This is a genomic window from Paenibacillus campi (assembly GCF_034659835.1).
Taxonomy (GTDB): Bacteria; Bacillota; Bacilli; order Paenibacillales; family Paenibacillaceae; genus Saccharibacillus; species Saccharibacillus campi.
This window is the reverse complement of record NZ_JAXSQZ010000010.1, coordinates 114082-136016: the sequence shown is the minus strand read 5'-3', so window position 1 is coordinate 136016 and position 21935 is coordinate 114082. Positions and strand designations below refer to the sequence as shown.

At 47.1% G+C, this 21935-nt stretch carries 24 protein-coding genes; 6 read left to right on the top strand and 18 right to left on the bottom strand.

Annotated features, from left to right (window positions below; translation table 11 throughout):
• Window positions 1-535 precede the first annotated feature (535 nt).
• The 7 genes from U1I11_RS19495 to yyaC form a co-directional block, all read right to left on the bottom strand.
• Window positions 536-1171, bottom strand: coding sequence for an MBL fold metallo-hydrolase (locus tag U1I11_RS19495; protein WP_322907795.1), 636 nt, complete (start codon window positions 1169-1171; stop codon window positions 536-538).
• 5 nt (window positions 1172-1176) lie between these two features.
• Complete coding sequence (locus U1I11_RS19490) at window positions 1177-1746, bottom strand: thioredoxin family protein (protein ID WP_322907794.1); 570 nt, start codon at window positions 1744-1746, stop codon at window positions 1177-1179.
• Between the two features lie 26 nt (window positions 1747-1772).
• Window positions 1773-2372 carry an undecaprenyl phosphate transporter UptA gene (gene uptA / locus U1I11_RS19485; RefSeq protein WP_322907793.1) on the bottom strand — a complete coding sequence of 200 codons (600 nt, stop codon included), beginning with the start codon at window positions 2370-2372 and terminating at the stop codon, window positions 1773-1775.
• A gap of 212 nt (window positions 2373-2584) precedes the next feature.
• The gene (locus U1I11_RS19480) at window positions 2585-3769 is read right to left on the bottom strand and encodes a class I SAM-dependent methyltransferase (protein WP_322907792.1); all 1185 of its coding nucleotides are present in this window, start codon (window positions 3767-3769) and stop codon (window positions 2585-2587) included.
• Between the two features lie 25 nt (window positions 3770-3794).
• Window positions 3795-4439: a DUF6483 family protein gene (locus tag U1I11_RS19475; protein ID WP_322907791.1), complete on the bottom strand. Its 645-nt coding sequence runs from the start codon at window positions 4437-4439 to the stop codon at window positions 3795-3797.
• 66 nt (window positions 4440-4505) lie between these two features.
• Window positions 4506-5291: an alpha/beta fold hydrolase gene (locus U1I11_RS19470; RefSeq protein WP_322907790.1), complete on the bottom strand. Its 786-nt coding sequence runs from the start codon at window positions 5289-5291 to the stop codon at window positions 4506-4508.
• 191 nt (window positions 5292-5482) lie between these two features.
• A complete protein-coding gene (yyaC, locus tag U1I11_RS19465; protein ID WP_322907788.1) occupies window positions 5483-6025 on the bottom strand; it encodes a spore protease YyaC in 543 nt (180 codons plus the stop codon).
• A 198-nt stretch (window positions 6026-6223) separates the two neighbouring features.
• Here yyaC and U1I11_RS19460 point away from each other — a divergent pair, with 198 nt between their 5' ends.
• From U1I11_RS19460 to U1I11_RS19440, 5 genes are all read left to right on the top strand, one after another.
• Window positions 6224-6448, top strand: a complete 225-nt coding sequence (locus tag U1I11_RS19460; protein WP_322907787.1) for a DUF1128 domain-containing protein — start codon at window positions 6224-6226, stop codon at window positions 6446-6448.
• Window positions 6449-6758: 310 nt separating this feature from the next.
• A complete protein-coding gene (locus U1I11_RS19455; RefSeq protein ID WP_322907786.1) occupies window positions 6759-7454 on the top strand; it encodes a phosphatase PAP2 family protein in 696 nt (231 codons plus the stop codon).
• A 168-nt stretch (window positions 7455-7622) separates the two neighbouring features.
• Window positions 7623-7880, top strand: coding sequence for a GlsB/YeaQ/YmgE family stress response membrane protein (locus U1I11_RS19450; protein ID WP_322907785.1), 258 nt, complete (start codon window positions 7623-7625; stop codon window positions 7878-7880).
• Window positions 7881-8040: 160 nt separating this feature from the next.
• Window positions 8041-8553 carry a YtxH domain-containing protein gene (locus tag U1I11_RS19445; RefSeq protein ID WP_322907784.1) on the top strand — a complete coding sequence of 171 codons (513 nt, stop codon included), beginning with the start codon at window positions 8041-8043 and terminating at the stop codon, window positions 8551-8553.
• Between the two features lie 112 nt (window positions 8554-8665).
• Window positions 8666-9043 (top strand): DUF5665 domain-containing protein, encoded by a 378-nt coding sequence (locus U1I11_RS19440; protein ID WP_322907783.1) that lies wholly within the window; start codon window positions 8666-8668, stop codon window positions 9041-9043.
• Between the two features lie 345 nt (window positions 9044-9388).
• On the opposite strand, the gene U1I11_RS19435 is transcribed toward U1I11_RS19440, so the two are convergent.
• From U1I11_RS19435 to U1I11_RS19390, 10 genes are all read right to left on the bottom strand, one after another.
• A complete protein-coding gene (locus U1I11_RS19435; RefSeq protein WP_188777278.1) occupies window positions 9389-10165 on the bottom strand; it encodes a sigma-70 family RNA polymerase sigma factor in 777 nt (258 codons plus the stop codon).
• Window positions 10162-10614: an anti-sigma B factor RsbW gene (rsbW, locus tag U1I11_RS19430; RefSeq protein WP_322907782.1), complete on the bottom strand. Its 453-nt coding sequence runs from the start codon at window positions 10612-10614 to the stop codon at window positions 10162-10164. The genes U1I11_RS19435 and rsbW overlap by 4 nt, the downstream gene beginning before the upstream one ends.
• A gap of 18 nt (window positions 10615-10632) precedes the next feature.
• On the bottom strand, window positions 10633-10971 hold the full coding sequence (locus tag U1I11_RS19425) for an STAS domain-containing protein (protein ID WP_322907781.1): 339 nt from the start codon (window positions 10969-10971) through the stop codon (window positions 10633-10635).
• A 258-nt stretch (window positions 10972-11229) separates the two neighbouring features.
• Complete coding sequence (locus U1I11_RS19420; RefSeq protein WP_322907780.1) at window positions 11230-12897, bottom strand: response regulator; 1668 nt, start codon at window positions 12895-12897, stop codon at window positions 11230-11232.
• 18 nt (window positions 12898-12915) lie between these two features.
• Window positions 12916-13809, bottom strand: coding sequence for a CheR family methyltransferase (locus U1I11_RS19415; protein ID WP_322907779.1), 894 nt, complete (start codon window positions 13807-13809; stop codon window positions 12916-12918).
• Between the two features lie 152 nt (window positions 13810-13961).
• Window positions 13962-17654 carry a response regulator gene (locus U1I11_RS19410; protein WP_322907778.1) on the bottom strand — a complete coding sequence of 1231 codons (3693 nt, stop codon included), beginning with the start codon at window positions 17652-17654 and terminating at the stop codon, window positions 13962-13964.
• A complete protein-coding gene (locus tag U1I11_RS19405; RefSeq protein ID WP_322907777.1) occupies window positions 17651-18820 on the bottom strand; it encodes a PP2C family protein-serine/threonine phosphatase in 1170 nt (389 codons plus the stop codon). The genes U1I11_RS19410 and U1I11_RS19405 overlap by 4 nt, the downstream gene beginning before the upstream one ends.
• Before the next feature lie 270 nt (window positions 18821-19090).
• Window positions 19091-19435 carry a YflT domain-containing protein gene (locus U1I11_RS19400; RefSeq protein ID WP_322907776.1) on the bottom strand — a complete coding sequence of 115 codons (345 nt, stop codon included), beginning with the start codon at window positions 19433-19435 and terminating at the stop codon, window positions 19091-19093.
• A 148-nt stretch (window positions 19436-19583) separates the two neighbouring features.
• Entirely contained in the window at window positions 19584-20147 is a 564-nt protein-coding gene (locus tag U1I11_RS19395; protein ID WP_322907775.1) for a hypothetical protein, read from the bottom strand.
• Window positions 20148-20209: 62 nt separating this feature from the next.
• Complete coding sequence (locus tag U1I11_RS19390; RefSeq protein ID WP_322907774.1) at window positions 20210-20734, bottom strand: DUF948 domain-containing protein; 525 nt, start codon at window positions 20732-20734, stop codon at window positions 20210-20212.
• Window positions 20735-20941: 207 nt separating this feature from the next.
• On the opposite strand from U1I11_RS19390, the gene U1I11_RS19385 reads away from it, so the two are divergent.
• Window positions 20942-21106, top strand: a complete 165-nt coding sequence (locus U1I11_RS19385) for a DUF1328 domain-containing protein (RefSeq protein ID WP_322907773.1) — start codon at window positions 20942-20944, stop codon at window positions 21104-21106.
• A gap of 122 nt (window positions 21107-21228) precedes the next feature.
• Here the strand turns inward: U1I11_RS19385 and U1I11_RS19380 are convergent, their stop codons facing one another.
• The gene (locus U1I11_RS19380) at window positions 21229-21903 is read right to left on the bottom strand and encodes a hypothetical protein (RefSeq protein WP_322907772.1); all 675 of its coding nucleotides are present in this window, start codon (window positions 21901-21903) and stop codon (window positions 21229-21231) included.
• Window positions 21904-21935 lie beyond the last annotated feature (32 nt).

Genomic DNA, 21935 nt, shown 5'->3' with positions numbered 1-21935 from the left:
AATCGAGACAATTGTGCGTTGGAGTAAGAAAGCTTAGTTAGTTCATCCGCTATTTATGCTAACCAACTTGCGTATAACAAGTCGTCAGCAACAAAAAAAGCACGCAAACCGTGATTAACATGCGGTCTGCGTGCTCGTGCATAGTTTTATTATAGCCATCTGGCATAGAATGGCAAGAGCAAATCGACAATTTACTACATTTTTTTGAAAATCGATTTCAGCGCCTATCATTTCACACTACCTATAGAAGGCGGACAGCCCAGCAGCGCTAGTCGCTTTTCCCATCTTTAGAGCGAGTTTAAACTCTCTTAAACTAGTAGGCTGACTGAGTTAAATAAGTAGTTTGCTAGTGCAGAGCAGCGATGTTGTCCTGCTACAATTCCAGTGTATTTTCATAAGGTAGAGTGAATGTGACACTGCATTTAAGCTGGTCAGCCTACTAGTTCGTTATCAACATGGAATCACATTACCAGCATTGGATACAAACAAGCTGCCCGTCCACTGTTTGTTACTTACCAATACGTCTAGCCCAGCATCAAGCAGGCACGTACGGATTGCTCGCCTTCTCGGCTCCAATCGTTGTCCGCGCGCCATGACCGGGATATACGATCACATCATCTGCAAACCGATACAACTTCGTACGGATCGAATCGACCAGTTGTCGCTCACTGCCGCCTGTTAGATCGGTGCGTCCAACCCCCATGCGGAACAGCACATCGCCGGAAAATAAATGCTTATCGCATAGGAAGCTAACACTGCCCGGCGAATGCCCTGGTGTATGATACACGGCAAACGTATGCCCGATCAGTTCCAGCTTTTGACCTTCATCCAGTGCATGCTCGGCAGGCTCTGCCATAATCGGCGGCGTCACTTGCGGCCAATTTGCCGAGCCATTCAGCTTCGCATTGGTCATCCACTCCGCTTCCAGATCATGCAAATAAACCGGACAATTAACATGGGCTCGCAGCTCCTGTACACCGCCCATATGGTCAAAATGGGCATGGGTCAGCAAAATCGCTTCCACTTCAAGCTGCAATGTCTCAATCCGCCGTATAAGTGCACCCGGATTCATCCCTGGATCGATCACTAGCGCACGCTTTTCATCTTCGGCAATGAGCAAATAGGCATTCGTTTGCAGCGGTCCGAGCGAAAAAGATTCAATTTTAAACAAATAGCTCACACTCCTGACAATAATTCACGCAATTCACGAATGACCATCGCATGGGAAGCGGAACCTTCGCCATAACGATCGATCATCGCCTGGCGGACAACCGCCATTTTGTCTTGATAACCGGGCGCTTCACGATCCGGGTTTTCGGCGCGAAACGCAACCATCAGTTCCTGCACATGCTGTGGACGCGGCCCCCATTGACCGAGCACATGTCCGCCGGTATCGGTAATGATCACGACCGGGATCGAACGACCGCCCATCGTTAAATACTCATCCATCACATCCAGATGTTGTTCCATAATGAGTACTTTGGTTGGCAGACCAGCTTCTTCAAATGCACGAAACACGACCGGAATATTGCGCACCACATCACCGCACCAATCGGCTGCCAAAATGAGCGAGCGCAAATCGTCGCGATGGTTTAGCAATTTAAAAAACTCATGGTCATCCAAATCCGTCCAGTTGAATAGCTGGTAATTATTATGAAAAGTTTCCTTGTTTTTGGTCATGCCTTCCATAAATTGCTGCGGGGTAATCGCTTGTTCCCATTGCTGTGCCAAATTGCTTTTTGCCATGAAGTCCGCCGCCTTTCGGATTGCCTTTATTTTTGCTTCATTTTTCTTTTAACCAGAAGATAGCCTACTAACAGCACAACCGCGAAAATCAAAATCGGTGTCGTGTATTTACCAGCGATTTTGTCGATATTTTGCCATTGACTACCCAACACCATACCGAGATAAACGAACAATGCCGACCACGGGATAACCGCCAGCGTAGTCAACAAAATAAAGCGCATATGCGACATTTTGGCAATGCCTGCCGGAATCGAAATCGCATGCCGCACAACCGGAATAAAACGAGCGGTAAAAATGACACCTGTACCGTATTTGTTAAACCATTCCTCCGCATGATCGATATGATGTTTACGGATCAAAATGTATTTGCCGTATTTGTCCAGCACCGGACGACCGCCATAGCGTCCGATCCAGTAAATGAACAGTTGGGCGATCACGCCGCCAATCGTGCCAAAAAACACCGCGCCAAAATAATTGATCGTCCCGTTATGTACAAGGTAGCCACCGTAAGCCAGCACGATCTCACTCGGAATCACTTCAATCATCAAACCAAGCATAATCCCAAAATAGCCAAGCTGCTCTACCCAGTGCAGCAATTGGGCAATAATATCTGAAATAATTTCCATCAATCCTCCTTCATAAGTTTGTTGGGGCGTGTGCGCAAACTGTTTTTGATAGGGCAGCAGACACCACTCCGTGCTGCTTGCATCATCACAGTTTGCTTACATCCCCTAGTATAGAGGGACAAGAGGAACAGCATGTTACTTGTAAGGCAGTTTAGTACACTACTGTTCATCTTGCGAGTATACATGATTTTACTTGTTTAACATTTGGGTACTCAAGCTTTGGAAACTTCCGCGGCTTGAGGTAACAGGTCGCGGCACGCATTTTCCAAATATGGGCTCGCACTTAACATATTACGGAATACTTGATATTCCTGCCATAGTGTTGTCTGGTCGCCGGCGTTGCCTTTGACTGCGCGAATGAGGATATTTTTGGGCGTGTGCTCCATATCGATAAATTCCAGCAATTGTGTGCGATAGCCCATTAAGTCTAGCAAGCGGGCACGGATGGCATCGGTGGCGAGTGCGGAAAAGCGTTCTTTGAGAATGCCGTGTGACAGCAGTGGGGAAAGCGCATCGTTTTGTACTTGCGCAAACAGTTCATGCTGACAGCAAGGGACGGACAAGATTGCCGATGCGCCCCAGCGTACTGCCTTTTCGAGTGCGGCATCGGTTGCGGTATCACAGGCATGCAGCGTAACGACCATATCGACTTGATCCAGCTCGTTATAATCGGCAATATCCCCTACCAGAAAACGCAGCTTATCATAGTCAAGTCGTTCCGCCAGTTGGCTACAATGCTCGATCACATCCGCTTTCAAATCAAGCCCGATAATACGTAGCGGTCTGCGCTGTTGAATGTTCAAATAATGATACAATGCAAACGTTAAATACGATTTGCCGCAGCCAAAATCAACAATCGTCAGCTCGCGTCCTTCTGGTAATGATGGCAAAATATCTTGTACCATTTCCAGAAAACGATTGATCTGCCGGAATTTATCATACTTTTTCGCTAACACTTTGCCATTGTCATTCATAATGCCCAGTTCAACGAGAAACGGTACCGGCTCGCCTTCATCGAGAATGTAATGCTTTTTGCGATTATGGTTCAGGTCGGCTTCCGTTTTAGTTGCGGTGCGGGTCAAAATCGATACTTTATACTTTTTGCTAATCAAAATTTGGTAATCGGCATCAGCCGTACAAAGCAAACCTTGACGCATCGTTTCCGCAAACAGTTCCAGCAGCGGGCGTTCCGCTTCAGCTACCGGTATATTGTCATGAGTAACTTTGTTGCTGTAATGGTAAGCAAACTGGTAATACAGATTTTTTTTCAGCTCGACCGGCTTAATGATCACTTTCGTAAACCCTTCCGGATCACGCTTACGGCGCTGGCTCAGTGTAGCGGAAATCAGCTCGCCGCTGTCGAGTAGCTGATGAATCAATTTCTGGAGTGACTCCATGTTGCACATCTCACTTTCTGTTGCTTCAATTCTGGAAACGGCTGCGTCCCGCCTCCACCTCGGCGCGGGTCAAACCGCCAGCTTCCAGTTGTGCGTCGGTTTTCAGATGCATCCGTTCATAAAAGGCTGCTCCTGCTGCCAATCCTTCGGCAGCATCCAGCTCATTCAGTCGTTGCAACGCATCTGCCGCATTATCATAATAGCCTTCTTGTTCCTCATATTCCACCATGCATTTTTCGACGACGGCAGGTAGCACGTATTGTTCCAGTTCATCGAGCAGCTCATCTACATGTTCGGGATAGTTCAGCAGATCGCGATCCGCACCGTGCACCGCACTGTACAAAAACAGATGCAGCGCTTTAATACGGCGTACAACCGCTTCGTCCTGTTTGTCCGAAGCTTCGTAAATATCGGATTCGGCACGCAGCATACGTGCTAGCCCTTGCAATTGATCGACCTCAACCGTCGGCCCGACGCGGAACATATCGATAATTTGATCGACTGGCATACGATTAACGAGTTCACTGTTCAGTCGGAAATTTTTGCGCATCAGATCGTCTAATTCCCATAGCGCTTCCGTATATTTCTTTTGCTCCTTGAGACCAAATGCTTTGGCAATCATACTGGTCATATCCTCGATCATGCCCATAAGGTAATCTTTTCTGAACATTGTGATCCCGCCTTCAATAAAATAATGAATCATTCCTATCGCCGCTAAACATGTGCACGCTTAGTATCAACCGAGATAATCGCGGATGATCTGTGCCATTGGTTCCGGCGTTTCCAGCATTCCCATATGTCCTGCCTGTTCGATCGTGTGTGCTGTAATATGCTCGCCTGTCGACGTAAACAATCGTTCCGCTGGAATCAGTCGATCTTGCCCTCCAGCGATCAGCAGTACCGGTTTGGATGAAGCCGCTAACACATGGCGACGGTCGGGGCGTTCGCGCATCGCCAGCGCAGCGCCGCAGGCGCCTTGTGGCGGGGTAGCGTAGCCAAGCTCGCGAACTTTTTGTACCGCTTTTGGAATACGCTCCAATGAAGCGGGCGCGAACAGCCCTTCCACCATGCCATCGGTAAAAGCGGCGATACCGTCGCTGTTAATTTTGGAGACGGCAAGCAGGCGGTTTTCTTTTGCCTGTGCTGTGTCTTCATGGGGGGTGGAATGAATGAGTCCCCATCCGTCCAGTCGATCCCCATTTTGCGCTGCCAGCGCAAGTGTCACATAGCCGCCCATCGAGTGACCGAGTACAGTTGCAGACGGAAGCTCCAGATGATCAAGCAGACGAATGACATCGTCTGCCATCTGTTCGATTCGATAGCTACCTTCGGGAGCAAGGCTACGTCCATGTCCGCGCAAATCAGGCGTAATACAGCGGTAATGAGCGGACAGCAGCGGAACAAGCTCGTCCCAATACGCTGAACTGCCGAGAAAGCCGTGCAGCAGTACAAGCGGCGCTCCGGTTCCGGACTCGGTATAGTGAAGTAATGGTGTATTGGACTTTGATGAAAGATGGCTCATCGTCGTATTCCTCCTTATGCGCATAAAGTGTATATTTTTTGATCGACACCAGGCTGTATCGATGTCATCAAATGGTCAATGTATTGCTGCTATACGTATGGAAAATATTTGTGCATCCGTTAGCAAGTACGATTCATACGAGTCAACCGTTTAAGCTTACCATGTAAAACATTCCATGTATCGCTACCTATTCAGCTGCGCAAACCAAGCCCGCGTACGGCAGCTTGCACGATATCGTCCGCCATGCGCATCACCTGATGAAGTGAGGTCGTTTGCAGCGTCCAGTAAGGTTTCGGCCCATTTTCGTTTACGATCGCAGCGATACTGTATGTGCCAACACCGGGAAATTGCCCACCAACCGATAAGGCTGGAAACAGCGGCTCCTCTCCAATGCTGTACAAACCGACCGAGCGCTGCCCTCCAAGGCAAGCATCGATCGCAATCACGGTCATACCGTCTGGAATTTGCGGAATACGGATATGCAAATTATGCGCATCACAAGGCTGCTCCAGCGTACCGACAATATGCGGAATACCGTGCGCTGCCAATCCGCTGCCGGTCAATGGACCAAGTGCATCCCCTGTCGAACGATCCGTACCGATGCAAACGAAGGCAAGTTCATCCAGCGCATGGCGGCTATGAATCGTACGAAAAAACTGTACCATGCCGTCCATATTCACATTGCGTCGGTTTTGCTGCTCATAGGGGAGCAGGCTTGAACGGCGATTAATCATATCATAGTAGTTCCCTTCAACATCATGTATATTCGTTTGCGAGCAATTTTTCGCTTATACGATATGAGGCAAAATGATTGTTGCTCCATGTCATTTTACCCCATGCGCCAGTTTACCGCAAAATGTTGGTTCCGACTCGCTATCCATGATACAATACAACCAAATCAGCGATCCGCTAAAAGAAGGAGAACACCATTTATGGATTTATCGCAAAAAACGCCTGAAAATCTCGAATTTATGATTGAAGGCATCAAAACGAAGCTGCGGATGGCAAGTGGAGCGGCGATGCAAGCTTCCGCTTTTTCGCTAGAGCAGTACGACGATATATATGATGTGTATGACATTGTAATGAACAAACCGAATTTGAGCATTAGCGAAGTGGAAGCGCTCGTGTCCGAGCTTGGACGTTTGCGCAGTAAGTAATTGACTAGGTTTATAGCAGCCAAGCCCCTTTCCGAGTCCGGGAAGCGGGCTTGGCTGTTTTTAGGGAGTGTTCACGATTTGTTTGCGCATAACAAGGTTCACACGCTGGCAAGCGGTTATATTTAACATATGTATCGGTATAGCAGTGGATGTACAGCAAATGTAGCGATGATCATAAACCTATATATCCGTCTAAACATAGCTGTGCTTATCCATACGATACAGCATAGCTACTGAGCAGGCAAACTTGCTTCACCTGCTATTCTTATTTTATTGTGGAAAGAGGGCGATTACGATATCATCACGATCTGTGCCTGAACATCCTCGTTCCCCGGTGCTGCCATTATGGTTATTGATTGTGCTTGTACTTGTAGCGGGCGGTATTGTATCTTTTCTACTGTTGGAGGGAGCGATCTGGCTCGTTCAGGCTATATTTGGCAATCGAATTCATGAATGGGAAAATGAATTTCAGCAAGGGTTACGGGCTTATCACGGGGAACCATTACGCAGTCTGATGCTGTTTTTTACGTATCTCGGTTCATTTTACCCGACATTGTTTGTGTCGGTTGGTTTCGCATTAATATTGATTCGGCTGCGGCAATACCGCGAAGCGATCATGTTGCTGCCTACGATGGGCGGAGCATGGTTGCTGAATACATTGCTCAAACTACACTTTATGCGTCCGCGTCCGGAATTGGAGTTTTGGGCACCCGCATCCGGCTACAGCTTTCCGAGCGGACATGCAACGATTGCTGCCGCTATGTATGGGATGTTATTTTTCATTTGGGCGCGCTATCGTAAGCAACAAGGCAAGCGAATGTTACCAGCGATCGTGTGCGGAATTGTACTGATTATGACGATTGGCATCACGCGCATTTATCTCGGCGTGCATTATCCGACCGATGTGTTGGCTGGCTTTTTTAGCGGTTTTTGGTGGTTTGCCGCCTGTGCGTACTGTCTGTTTTTGTGGCAAACAAGACGGCCGCAGCAGCCTTCATATCGCTAACAGCAACGGCATACTTATGTTTCATGCTGCATAAACCATGTTTATATACGAAGTAAGACCGCAGCAACCAATTGTTGGGAGTTATTTTGTGCAAGCCGATATCCGATTCCGGTTGCCTGCTGGGACGTCTAACGTGGAGCAGCCTTATTACAAAGGGAGGCGTTGCGGATGTGGGGAATTCTAATTAGCGTTGTGCTTGCGATTATTATCGGGGTCATCGGTAATGCGCTGGCAGGCGACAATATGCCTGGCGGTATAATCGGAGCTGCGATTGCCGGATTGATCGGCGCATGGCTCGGTGCACTTGTATTTGGTAATTTTGGTCCCGTTATTGGTGGTTTTGCGATTATTCCTGCCATTCTTGGCACGGCGATTTTTGTTTTTTTGCTTGGGTTGGTATCCGGCTTGTTCCGTCGAGCAGCCTGATGTCCACCAGGCTTAAATATAGGCCATACTTTTGGTAAGCGATCCTTCTATTCCCTTACTCCTCAGAAAAGCTTCACTCGATAGGCTATGGCTAGGTCCTCAATCCGAGGATATACATGCTATTTTATGTAACTTATACTAATTCAAGGAGTGATTGTTCATGAACGAAGCAGAAAAAGAGTATCCGGTGCAAAGCAGTTCTACCTTTCTGAAAGGTGTATTTATCGGTGGATTGATCGGCGCAGCCGCTGCACTGCTGTTTTCTCCTAAACCAGGCCGCGAATTGCGTGAAGATATTTCCGATAAGCTGTCTGCTGCCGGTGAGAAAACGAAATCCGTTTACAATACAGTATCTGACCAAACGGCACAAGCTGCTGGCTTGATCAGCGACAAAACGGTTGAACTGGCTGGCACAGTGAGCACTAAAGCGACAGAATTGGCGCAAAATGTAGCGTCCAAAGCGTCCGACATTACGACTAAAGTCAAAGATGGCGTAACGCCAACAGCTGAGCAAGCTAACGCTAAAGACAATATTATTAGCCATGTGGCAGAAGCATCCAAAAACATCGCTGAAGATGTAAAAGATGCTAAAGACGACATCAGCAAAGAAGTGAGCAAAGCGGCTGACAATGTAAAAGAGGACGCTAAACCGCTAACTTCTGACAAGAAATAATCATTCCGGCGCCTATCGCCTGTAACAGAAAGATACATGATCATAGCCGGCTCATTGCAGTCGGCTATTTCTCTGTCCGGTATACCAATTTATTTGAGAGCGAGGGAACAACATGGCAGACAAACATGATAAGCAGCTAACTCCGAACCCGCCACCGGTAGTGGAACCACCTGATACGATCCGCGAGCATCCGTTCGAACTTCGACATGAGGTGAAACGCCTGAACGAGCGGCTCGATCAGCTGACCGCCGCTCTCGATAAAGCGGAAATTCAGGACATTATTGAAAATTATAGCAGCGTTAAACGCCGCATTTTGACCAACTTTATTGCTGGAGCTGCGCGCGGATTAGGTTTGTCGCTCGGTACGCTCGTCATTTTGGCATTGCTCGGGTATTTATTATCCTTGCTCGTCAGCTTTAATTTGCCAGTCATCGGTGATTATATTAGCGAGCTGCTCAAATACGTAAACACCTCGCAAAGCGGACGCTAATGCAGCGCCGCTCTATCCTTGTTTTACCTATATGGATCATCCTCCTCATTCGCTGTATGTTTGTATTGCCGCGATTGCTGGAGGATGATTTCGTTTAACTGGTAGTGTGCCATCTGCAACTTACGTTCAATACGATAAACATTACGTTTTGCTCTATCGATGAATACAATAGCGCTGCATCCATAGCAATTTTACATCTGACTTTTACATCATCGATAACAGCAATCCACCTTCCATCATCAAAAAAGGTATGCTCGTTCTCTCTATCGTTTAGAGAGAAAAGCATACCTTTATTCCATTGCCCGCATCGACAATTGTAAGATATTCATGTGTACTGTCATCCCATCATCCTGATGAGGATGCGTTCGACATAATCTGTTTGAGCTTCTCGGTCGCACGCTTCTGGATACGCGATACACTCATCTGGGATACGCCCAGCTTTTGCGCGATAGCACGCTGAGATTGCCCTTCCTGAAATGCCAGCAACAATACTTTTTGTTCCTGTTCCTTCAGTTGGCTAAGTGCTTGCTGTAAATCCATACGTTTTTCGACCGCATCATAATCGTTCACATCCGCACTGATCAGCTCACCGAGTGTTGCGGCGCTTTCTTCCTGCGATAATGGAGAATCGAGCGAAACGTAGTGATAGCATTCACGTCCAGCTAACACTTCGATCGTTTCTTCTTCGGACAGATCGAGAAATCCAGCGATTTCGCGCACGCTTGGAGAACGTTCCAATTTGACAGTCAACTCATCAATCGCTTGCTGTACGAGGGCTCCTTTTTCCTTAATTCGGCGTGGAACCTGTATGTACCATGATTTGTCGCGCAGAAAGTTTTTCATGTGCCCAATCATACTTTTCATGGCATACGGTTCAAAAGGAATCCCCAACGAAATATCGTATTGCTGCAAAAGACGGATTAACGCCATCTGCCCAACCTGATACAAATCTTCATACAGGTCAGGGCGATTACGCGCGATTTTGCCTGCAGCCATTTTGACCATAGGCTCGTACTTTTTGATCAGTACGGTCGCGATATCATTGTCTTTTGTTTGTTGATATTCCCAGATCAGGCCGATTGCCTCGTCCATCGATTCGGGGGGAGTCACTTTTTCACTCATACTCTTTCCTCGCTTCGAGCAAGGCTTTTGGACATGGTCACACGTGTACCTTGACCCGCCACATTCTCGATACGGACATCATCCATCAACGCCTGCATCAGATAAAAGCCCAGTCCGCCGATCTGGACATCACTCAGTTCTTTGTCATGAAGCGTCGTCTTGTCAGCTGTCTCTGTTACCGTCTCGAAGCTCTCCCCTTCGTCTTCAACGGTAATCGCCAGCGTTTCTTCACCGACTTCAAAAATAACATCAATATGGCCACCATCTTGACCGTATGCATACAAGACAGAGTTATTGCATGCTTCGGAGACAGCCACCTTCATATCTTCAATATCTTCATACGAAAACCCCATCTTGGAGGCGATCCCGTACAAATTCAAACGTACCACATCTACAAATTCTGCTGTGGCAGGCAGATTAATGATTACTTTTTGAGTATCAGCTTTCATGCTATGTTCGATCCTTTCCTAGTGGGAGTTCTCCTGAGGGGCGAAAAACTTGGCGATACCGGTCATTTCAAACAACTTTTGAATGTTGGAAGGAACTTCTTCAACCTTAAAGTTGGCGTTCATACCGTGCCGTGCTTTGAGGATAGAGAGCAGAATACCAATACCGGTGCTATCAATGTATTTCAGGTCTTTCATATTAACGATTAAATCCTGATCTGCATTACCTACTAGCGGCTCCATCACAAGACGAAAATCCGGTGCTACAGACAGGTCCATTTCCCCACTCACAAATACGGTGCACGCTTGCTCATCCATCTGTGTTACTGCATTAAATTTTTCACTTTTGTTTGTAGTCATAGACATTCTCCCCTGAACAATGGTTTCTTTACTAATAACCCAACGTCGTTCGCACTGAAACATGCGTTGCCGACTGTCCATATAGCCACGCATTCTAAATAAACCTATTAATTTCAATATTATCCATTAATTGGTTGCTTGAACAACTATAGCTTTGCTGTTGCTGTAACCTAATAATAGGTACAATCGGCTCATCGCGACAACACATCCATCCTGCCTTTTCTGCGCATATCGATACAGACAGGCAAGTGGATGTGATTAATAGACCGTCTTTTTCGCTTCAAATCGTGCCAGCTCGGATGCATAGCGTTCCAGCATCGTTTTGACACTTGCCATTTTGACCGGCTTGCTAATGTAGTCATCCATACCGGCAGCAAAACAACGCCCTTTAATGCCTTCCATCACATCCGCCGTCATCGCAATAATGATGCTTTGTTCGCCATGCACAAGCTGACGAATCCGGCGCGTCGCTTCCAAACCATCAATATTAGGCATCTGTACATCCATAAAAATATAATCGTATCCATGCTGATGCGCTTTACGAATCGCTTCTTCCCCATCATCTGCCGTATCCGGATTGTAGCCAAGTCGCTGCAACATCGTCACCATCAGCTTCTGATTAATCGGATGATCATCGACAATCAAAATATGCGGAATGCTGCTGCCCTGCTGCAACAGACTAGTCGGTCTTTCCTCCAAATGGATACTATCCGTCTCGCTCATCGTATACTCTTTGGCACAAATAGTAAACGCAAATACCGCACCGCCTTGTGCTTCCATTTCCTCGCAAGCAAGCTGAATATCGCCGCCCATCATCTGCACTAAATTTTTGCAAATCGCCAGCCCGAGTCCGGTGCCGCCATATTTGCGTGTCAGTGAAGAATCAAGCTGCGAAAACGGTTGAAATAACTGCTCCCGCTTCTCGTGGGCAATGCCGATCCCGGTATCTTTTACCTTAAATTCCAGCTCCAGCCGTCCATCCTGACTGCCTTTGCACTGCACCTCAAGGTAAACGCCACCGTGCTCGGTAAATTTGATCGCATTTGCCGTCAAATTAATGAGCACTTGCCGCAACCGTGCCATATCGCCAAACAGATAGCTCGGCACGTCATCGCTAATACGATACAACAGTTCCAACTCTTTTTTCGACGCTTCCATCGAAAACAGACCGAATACTTCGGACAAACACGCTTCCAACGAAAATGGATGTTCTTCCAGCTCCATTTTGCCGGATTCCATTTTCGTAAAATCTAAAATATCGTTAATGACCATCACGAGTGCATCCGCGCTGCTGCGAATGATCTCGGCATAGTCTTTTTGCTCGGATTGCAGATCGGTTTCCATCAACAGATCGATCATGCCGATCACACCGTTCATCGGTGTGCGAATTTCATGGCTCATCATCGCTAGAAATTCGGTTTTCGCTTTGGCGGCAATTTCGGCATCTTCTTTGGCACGGATCAGTTCTTGGTTCATCTTTTCCAGTTCGAGCGTTTTTTGTTGCAGTAGCATCGATTGCGTTTTGTGGCGTTTGTTCGTTAAATACATGTTCACAAAGCCCTCGATTTTGGACTTGAGAATTTGCGGAATGAACGGTTTCACCATATAATCGATCGCGCCTGCAGAATAGCCAGCGAATACGTGCTCCGCTTCTTTGCTGTTGGCAGAAATGAAAATGATCGGTATTTCCTTGGTCTTCTCGCGCGCCTTGATCAGCTTGGCTGTTTCAATACCATCCATGCCCGGCATCTGTACATCCAGCACAATCACGGCAAACTCGTCCTTGAGTAAACAGCGTAGCGCTTCCTCTCCAGAGGTCGCTTTGACCAAATTATAGCGTTCACTTTCAAGGACGGCTTCCAATGCGAGCAAGTTTTCAGGTCGATCATCTACGAGCAAGATGTGAATCGGTTCATGAAACCTCATGGAATCCCCCTACATTCTCTAGTTAATTTTCCGGTATACCTTTTCCACACGATCCAGCGGCTCATAGCTGTCGCTGTAACCGGTAAACTGCATCGATTCCTTGGAACCGAGCACCAAAATACCAAAACGGCTCAAACTTTCGTGAAACAGACCGTGCACCCGCTCACGCAGTTTATCATCAAAATAAATCATTACATTTCTGCACAAAATAACGTTAAATTCATTAAACGAACGGTCGGTCGCCAAATTATGCTCGGCAAATATAATATGCTTGCGCAAAAAAGGCTGGAAGATGACGGATTGATAACGAGCGGTATAATACTCGGAAAACGAGCGTGTGCCGCCCGCATCAAGATAATTTTTCGTATACAATTGCATACGTTCAATGCCAAATACACCTTCTCTTGCTTGCTGAAGTGAGCGATTGTTCATGTCGGTCGCATAAATTCTCGCCTTGTCCAGCAGCCCTTCCTCATGCAGCAAAATCGCCATCGAATACACTTCTTCGCCGGTAGAGCAGCCTGCATGCCAGATGCGGATATACGGATACGTTCGCAACAATGGCACGACCTTTTCCCGAAACATACGAAACAGATGCGGATCGCGGAACATTTCTGTGACCGGGATCGACAAGTTTTGCACAAACCGCTCAAAACAGGAACGGTCATGTAGCACCCGTTCCTGCAAAGCGGAAATCGAGCTTAGCTTTTCCGAATGCACATGATGCCAGATGCGCCGAGTTAATGAAGCGCGGGCATAATTGCGAAAATCATACCCGTACAGTCTGTGTATGCCTTCCAACAGCAGATCGATTTCAATATGTTCACGTTCCGCAAAATTCGTCGGTAGCTGACTTTCCCCGTGGGGCGATGCGGTACTTGCGGATAGTTGCTCATGATCGATCGGTGTCATGTATGTTCAGCCCCAATTCTATAATCGTTCGGATTGTTGCACATTAGTAGGCTTCCTAAGCGATGTGCCCAGGTGCTGTATTATTCGCTTCCAATCGGCTTTTGAGAAAAGCCGACGTTTTACATTATACTTCATTTACCCACTTTTGCGCGCTACGAATACAGCCATACCCGCATTAACGATAAAAGTTGATCCGTCTGAATCGGCTTTTTCACATAATCCGATGCGCCTGCTTCAATACATTTGGAACGATCATCTTTCATCGCTTTGGCTGTCAGTGCGATAATCGGCAGCTTGTCGCACTCCGGCAACTGACGAATGAGCCGCATCGCTTCATATCCGTCCATTTCCGGCATCATCATATCCATCAACACTAGATCAAAATTATGCTGTTCCACTAATTCTACCGCTTCACGACCATTTTCGGCAAAAGTGACGTCCATACGGTAACCTTCCAGCACACTCGATAATGCAAACACATTGCGCACATCATCATCCACCAGCAAAATGCGCTTGCCTTCAAACAGCGTTTCTTTATTGTGCAGTTTTTGCAAAATACGGCGTTTATCTTCCGGTAAATCCGCCTCGACACGATGCAGGAACAATGTCGTTTCATCCAATAAACGTTCAGGTGATTTGACATCTTTTACGATAATCGATTCCGCGTATTTGCGTAGCTGTGTCTCCTCTTTGTTATCCAGTTCTTTGCCGGTATAAATAATAATCGGCAAATCGCGCAAACGCTGATCATCGCGAATACGATCAAGCAGCTCAAAACCGGTCATATCGGTCAACATCAGATCAAGTACCATACAATCGTAACGCTTAGAATCGAGCTGCTGCAATGCTTCCTGTCCGGTGGAAACCGCTGTAATCGCTACATCGTCATGACCGATCAATTCGATAATCGATTGGCGCTGAATGTCATCATCTTCAACGATCAACAATTGCTTTAACCCTTGTTCAGTGTACGATTGCAGTTGATTAAACGCTTTTTCTAGCGCTTCCTTGCTAGAAGGCTTTTTCAAATAAGCGATCGCGCCCATCATAAGCCCTTGTTTCACATCGTCCATGACGGAGATCACATGCACCGGAATATGACGGGTGGCAGCATTGCTTTTCAGCTCGCTTAAAATCGACCAGCCATCCATCACCGGCAATTGAATATCAAGAATGATCGCGTCCGGACTGTATGTTTTCGCCATATCAAGTCCGATATCGCCCTGCATCGCCACGAGTGCACGGAAACCGCGTCCACGCGCCATATCTATCAAAATACGCGCAAATTTCGGATCGTCTTCGATAATAAGCAATACTTTATCGCTAGCGCCAATGCGGTCGCGGTCATCTTGCAGCGTATCAGGCAGCGGCTGTGGAAGCGGCTGTTCAGTAGGGCGATTACGCCCACTCTGCTGCATCATATGTGCCGTCTGATTGACCGACATATAGGCTGTAGTCACATCGTCTGCAACAGTTGACACCATCTCGACCGGTTGGTCTGCCGCCGATGGCGCAAGTTTTGGCAAATAAAGCGTAAACGTACTGCCTTGTCCTTCCTCAGAGCTGACCGTAATGCCGCCACCAAGCAACCGCGCCAGTTCACGGCTGATTGACAGTCCAAGCCCGGTACCGCCGTATTTGCGGCTCGTTGTACCGTCCACCTGCTGGAACGCTTCGAAGATCAAATCGAGCTTGTCCTGCGGAATGCCGATCCCGCTATCGGTTACTTTGATAGCGATATAAGACGAATGTTTGCGCAAGTACACAGGCAATTGCTCACCGGATGATTGTTCCAGCGCCATTTCGATAAAACCTGTCTCCGTAAATTTGAACGCATTGGACAGCAAATTGCGCAACACCTGTTTGACACGATGCTCGTCCGTCACGAGCATATCCGGCACATCGTCTGCTACCGAAATGCGCAGCTCGATATTTTTCTTAGCAGCTACTGGCGCAAAGTTTAGATTCACAAACGTTTCAAGCGCCTGCACTGGCACCAATTCGTGATTGATATCCATTTTGCCAGCGTCCACTTTGGACAGATCGAGAATTTCGTCAATCATTTTCAGCAGATCGGCACCGGACATATAAATTGTGCTTGCGTATTCAAGCTGTTTGGCGGTCAGATTGCCGTCTTTGTTTTCGGTCAATAACTGTGACAAAATGAGCAAACTGTTTAGCGGTGTGCGCAATTCATGCGACATATTCGCCAAAAACTCGGATTTGTATTTACTTGTTACAGCAAGTTGCATCGCCTGTTGTTCCAATTGATATTTGCTCTGCTCAATCTCCTCATTTTGTTCTTCCACATGCTGTACTTGTTCTTCCAGCTCGCGCGTTTTTGCCATCAATTCATTGTTAAAATGCTCCAATTCTTCCTGCTGACGTTGCAGCAAATCTTCCGAACGCTTCAGTTCCTCGGTCTGCTCCTCCAACCGTTCGTTAGAACGGCGTAATTCTTCCTGCTGCATTTGCAGTTCTTCGGATTGGCTTTGCAATTCTTCGGTTAGCGCTTGCGATTCACGCAGCAATTGCTCGACATGCAGACGACGATTAATATTGTTCACGATCATGCCCAAATCCTCGGTCAGCAGATGCAGCAATTGCTTTTGCAAGGAAGTAAACCCTTGCAGCGATGCCAGCTCAATCACACCGAACAGTTCATCTTCAAACAGCACCGGATAAATGAGCAAACTTTTCGGCTGTGCATCGCCAAGCGATGATTGCACCGGAAAATAGCCTGGCGGCACATCATCGATCATAAGCGGTTGCCGATCGACCGCACATTGTCCGGTTAAACCTTCGCCCAGATGCAGCTCTTTACGTGCATCGATCCGCCCTGCGCCCGCATACGAAGCGAGTAGCTGAATTCGGTCTGGCGCTTCCGGTGTACGCAAATACAAATTGCCCATCTGCGCGCCAAGACGGGGAGCAAATTCGTTAATGAATGACTGTGCACTTTGCTGTAACGTATTGACTCCACGCAGCAGCTCGGTAATGCGCGCTGTATTGGAATCAAGCCATGATTGATCTTCTTTTGCCTGCCGATATTTATCTTCCAGCTTGCGCTTATCTTGCAAATCGCCAGCCATCTGTTGAAAAACGCGCGCGACTTCGCCCATTTCATCGGTCGATTTGACCCGCATGCGACGAATTGCCCCATACCGTTCTTCGGAAAAGCCTTTGATCATCGTCGATACGACACCAAGCCCTTTGCTAAAGCTTGGTACGATCCACAGCATGACCAATAAACTGAGCAAAATGCCCAGCCCCATCACATAGGTTGTCATACGAATCGAGCGTTGATAAGCTTCATTGGCTGCGGCAATCTCTTGATCGATCGCATTGTCTTGGAATTCAGACAATACGGTAATGCTATCGCCCAGATTCGTTTGCGCATTCAGTCCGACCTGTGTACGGTAATTGTTCGCTGCGGCAATTTGATCATTGGCAAGTATATCCATCACTTGGCGGGCAAACTTAATATACGTTGTCCAGTTGGTAGACACGGTGGCGATCAGTTGGCGTTCTTCCGGCATATCTGCCCCTTGGTTAAGCAAATTCAGATTGCTCGTACCGCTTGCAATCGTATCTTCGATCATCGTACGAGTTTGTGCTACCGGCTGCGATGAAGCGCTTAACAGCACATTGGCAATCTCCCGGGCGATCACATTCATTTCTGAACGAACATCGGTGGAGTAACGTACTTTCAAATAGCGCTCCTGATACACTTTGTCTAACTGTTCATTCATATAGTTCATGCGGTCATACGTAATAAAGCCCAGCGTCATCAAAATGATAATGATGACACTGAACCCCAGAACGAGCTTTGTACGTAGCTTCATGCACTGTCCGTCCCTTCATGTAACGAAATCCATACTAGACACTTGTCATCCTCCCGATCAGATGGCGCACCTACTTCAAAAAACATACGCTCAATTTCCGCTTTATCAAGTTCATGATGACCCGCTAATTCATCGATCAAAAACTGCAATTGCACATCTTGATCGCCTTCCACCGCTTCCAGCAATCCATCTGTATATAACACCAGATGACCTTCGCCTTCATAATGGAAACTTTTCGACTCCATATCGATACGATCAAACAATCCGACAGGCGGCGCTGTTGTACCGAGGCGAGTCACTTCACCTGTATCGGCAAAAAACAGACCCGGCGGATGCCCTGCATTGACGTAATCGATGCGTTTGTATTTCGTATCCACGACTAAATAAATCGCCGTAAAATAATATTGTACCAGTTGATTTTCAATATGAAGTTGGTTAAAGCGCCGGTTCAGCTCCTGAATAACCTTCTCCGGTTCCACATATGTAGTGACCGTATCTTTGAGCACGGAAGCAATAAACATACAGAACAGCGAAGACGAAATGCCATGCCCCATCATATCAAGCAAAATAATGCCATACCGACCTTCTCCGAGCGGATACCAAGCGTACAGATCGCCTGCTAGCTCAAATGATGGTTTGTAGAGCGCCTCCACTTTGAAATGCTGATCTTGAATCGGTGTGCTTAGCACCGCATGCTGAACAAGGCTCGCCAGCTTCAGTTCTTCCTGAATATGTTGATCGCGCTCCTTATGCCAATCTTTCTCGTGTTTGAGTCGCAGCGCTAAGCGAATACGTGCCATCAACTCCACTTTATTGATCGGTTTGGTCACATAGTCAACCGCTCCGGCATCGAGCGCTTCGGCAAGCTTTTTAGAATCACCGACAGCGGTCACCATAATGACCGGAATATCGCGCAGTTGCTCATTTTGCTGTAATAAGCGGCATGCTTCGATTCCATCCATTTCAGGCATCATCATATCCAGCAAGATCAAATCAACCTCATTTGCCAGCGATCGCGAAATCGCCTCCGTCGCATCTACACCAAGATGCTGAAACATTTCCCTAGCAGAAGCAGCGGTAATGATATTGGTATATTGCTCTCTTTTCAAAATCTCACGGATAATGATGACATTAGTCGGATTATCATCAACGATTAATATATTCATACATTCTCCTCATTCCTTTAGTTCTTGTTCATTATGACTCCGATCGCTCTACATAGCATAACAAACTTCGTTCACCCTAACGATCATGTATCCAGAACTCGTCAAAAAAACCTTCAACACCACCGAGCAGGTGGAGTTGAAGGTTGTGTCCTACAATTCAAGGCACTTGCGGGAACGATCGTATACGATTTTGATCCAACCCATTGTATCGTCCTCGGTGTGTCTATATGCTGTGTTATCGTGATGTAATGATGCACTGTCGGTTTCGGTTTAGGAATGACGACGAGCGATCACAAGCACTTTGCCTTTGTCCAGTTGTTCTTCATAAAAATCGGCTTCTTCTTTCGTAAAGCCAAGCGACGTCATTTTGGAACGAAGTTCATCGCCGCGTGAGCGAAACAAATTCGCCAGCGAATCGAATACGCCTTCTTCCTTAATGCCAATTTCGTGCGTTCCGGCGGTATCAGCGATTTTGTCGGTTAAATCCTTCTGATGGGCAAGCACAAAAATATCATCAAATCCATAACCGGTACTTCTTAATTCATTGACGACTTCAACTGCTTGTGTTCCATTTTCCACAACTTTCCCATAAGGTTTCGCATCGATTGAACTCATGTTGTTCACCTTCCAGTGTAAAGTTAGTCAAAATGGTCATTGATTTCATTAACCAGATCGCCTTCATTTGAAACTAATCATTCGCCATTTTTTGAAATTATGCTGTGGTTTTTCGTCAAACAACGTCAATAAATGAGCAAATTAGCATTTACTGTGACCATGTATCAAAAATATCAACACTTACGATTTGTCCGGCATCGGTAAACACTTTAAAAGCATAAAAGTCATTATAATAACCTTCGCCATCGTCAGCAGTAAATTGCGGTGTGCCAAGTGCATCGGTAATCTCCTGCTTATTCAGCGCAATATGCTGTCCGTCCAACTCGATCGAGCCTGCCTGAACCGGCACACTCACATAATAGATTAAACCATCATCCCTTAATCCTACGGTCACATCGTCATATCGATATTCGATATAACCGGCATCTGTTTTGTCGATCCGAAGCGGCTGACCGAGTTTATGCAGCAGATTAGCCTTTGTATCGTCAAGCGATACGCCGTTTAGCGTACTGTACGTATGATGGTCGTCCTCATAGACGGCATCGGACACAGACGGCTGCGCTACAGCGGTCGTGATGCCATCATCCGGTGTGGAAGAAGCATATTGAGCAGTTTGCACAACCGCAGTCGGTTGTACGGGAGCAGCAGATACTTGATCGTAACCGGCGTCAGGGGACAATATTCCAGCGAGCAACATCATGAGAGTAATCATCGTCTCACCCTTTCTACGGCCTACCTCTTGGTTACACTTAACAACCTATCCATAGTTTACAGTTAACGGGAAGGAGATTTGCGCATTCTTTGCCAAATATTTGCTGCGATATCGACAACATTCATCCAGGCGCCCTGCTTGCCGCCATATGTAGCAGCGTACGATTGCAATGTACGATCTTCCGGTGTGGACGCTTTAACTATACTGTGCGGACTATCGGAAGCTTCATGCTGGTTACTAACCGACTTCATACGTTCGAATACGGTGCCAGTCACTTCTTTTGTTTTAAACGTCAGCTCTTTGACCACTTCGGTTACTTCGCTAAGCACAATGCCAAGATTGTTGACAGAATCGACAACAGGGTCTACTTGCTTCAGCTTGTGATCGACATTAGCGGTAATATCATTGACGGTACGGATCGTTTGTTTCACCTCATACGTCAATTCTTCCATCGTCTTCTGAACATCTTTCAATGTGGCGGATACATTATCCAGCGAATCTTTAGCTGCGAGCAAAACTTTAACAAGGAATACAACGAGTACGGCGAATGCGATCGCGATAATCGCGACACTGATATTGATGATCATAAATACGTCCTCTCCTTCGTCACAATCGAAATTTAGTCTATCTTCCGGTGTTAATCCTCCTGTATGGATGTTACTCATAACTACCCGCCAGCCTTTGACACGAAACAGAAAGGGCAAGCTTGCCAGCTCGATCGCACGCTTGTTTCAACCGAAAAAGCAAAGGTTAACAAACAGTACCAAACACTTCACGAAAGAAGGTGAACATCCATGCTGAAATGGTCTGTCCTTTTCCTTATTATCGCAATTGCAGCCGGGATTTTTGGCTTCTTTGGTCTCGTGGAAGCTGCGGCAACCGTCGCCAAAATTTTGTTTTTCCTGTTCCTCGTACTGTTTGTAGTGAGCTTGTTGACCGAGCGTCGCAAGACGTATTAGCAGGCATCCAACATACGAATAGACCGCCAGCGGCAGACTATTCCGATTATACGGCATAACGCCAAAAAAGCGAAAAAGCATGATGATCCTATACGGGGTCATGATGCTTTTTGCGCGTGCTGTTATTTCCATAATAAACGAGGCAATGTGAATAAATCCAGTTCAAATGTAAGCGTAATCTGCTCAGTACCAAATGTCAGCTCTTTCACCTTCGCAATCGCTGGCACATACTTGGTCAGCAAAATGCGAATGGGCTGCAAATGCGGCCATGCAAATGAGCCATGTTTTACCGTTGTATACCGATGCGTCAATACTAGCGTATTGCCATCCCGCACCACATCAAATTCAAGCAAACCGCCAAACGGAATGCCCCATAAACCGCCTCTCACATCCGCTTCCACAACCGAACCATGCCAGCTAAAATCGGCTCCGGTCACCCGCACACCTGGTGGAAAATGGCGCGCCCGCTCAAGCAGTTCCTGCCGCGCCAGATCGTTAAACTCCGCCGGCGATAGCGTCGTTTCCAGTTTGCGTTGCTCGATCATGCCGATAATTTTCGACTTTAGATCGATCTTGGTGTAGGCAAGCCCTGGCTCACGCTGCGGTGCCACCATCCAGGCGAGCCATACGACTGCTGCTGCTACCAGCACACATAACACTAGCAGGCTGCCAAGCAAACGTCGTTTATGTCGCTTATGTCGTTTATTGTGAAACTTGGGCGGTTGTCCGGGCGAAAATGTAGCGGGCTGCCTCGACTGATCCGATTGTGCATGCTGCTGCTCGTGTGATTGCGTCAACGAAGCTGCCTCCATTTCGGTGCAGTGGAGTG